The 791-nt window shown below is 48.4% G+C and carries 2 tRNA genes; both read right to left on the bottom strand.

The window, feature by feature from the left end:
• Positions 1 to 268 precede the first annotated feature (268 nt).
• Positions 269 to 344 (bottom strand) — tRNA-Ala (locus DQW12_RS13305).
• 336 nt (positions 345 to 680) lie between these two features.
• Positions 681 to 757 (bottom strand) — tRNA-Ile (locus tag DQW12_RS13300).
• Positions 758 to 791: the final 34 nt, after the last annotated feature.

Raw genomic sequence — 791 nt, 5'->3', positions numbered from 1 at the left:
TTGACATGAACGATACGCCACCAAAGTTAATCTGGTGAGTTATACTTGGCTTGTTCAAACTTCGTTTGTTTCTTTATCAGCTTGTTCAAATTATTAAAGAGCAAATCACATAATGTGATTGATAAACACTCTAAATAAAGCGCTTATCAATCAGGACATGTGTGGAACAGATTGGTTGGGAAAATATCCATCTGACTTATATCAAGGCAGCAAGGAGGAAGTGTACAAACAGTACACGACGACGCGGCGAACGCAGAGATAAGGTAGATGGTGGAGCCATGCGGGATCGAACCGCAGACCTCCTGGATGCAAACCAGGCGCTCTCCCAGCTGAGCTATGGCCCCCTTTCAGGCTTGCTCTAGGTCGCTTTGCCTGCGTTACGCTCCTCACTCAGTCAGTTACATACCATCGAGGTATGCGTCTTTCTTCGTTCGTCGCAAGCCTTGGCAAATCACCCTAGCGCTGCGCTTCAATATCCAGGAACACTCTAACGAGCACTTCCGAACATTTTCGCGGCTTTGGCGTTCTGACAAGGCAGAGGTGAGGAAGCATACAACAGTATGCGAGTTCCCGAACAACGCAGCAAAACCTCAAATGTAATTTAAAGGAGGGCAAGGCGAGAGGGAGCGAAGCATACACCAGTATGCGAGTTCCCGAACAACGCAGCCATCGTTTAAATTTGGTGGGTCTGAGTAGACTTGAACTACCGACCTCACCCTTATCAGGGGTGCGCTCTAACCAGCTGAGCTACAGACCCGTAACCGTTTCTCTATGCACGTACCGCAATGCGG

It is taken from the genome of Aliidiomarina celeris, assembly GCF_003316875.1.
Lineage (GTDB): Bacteria > Pseudomonadota > Gammaproteobacteria > Enterobacterales > Alteromonadaceae > Aliidiomarina > Aliidiomarina celeris.
This window is presented reverse-complemented; position numbering and strand designations above follow the sequence as displayed.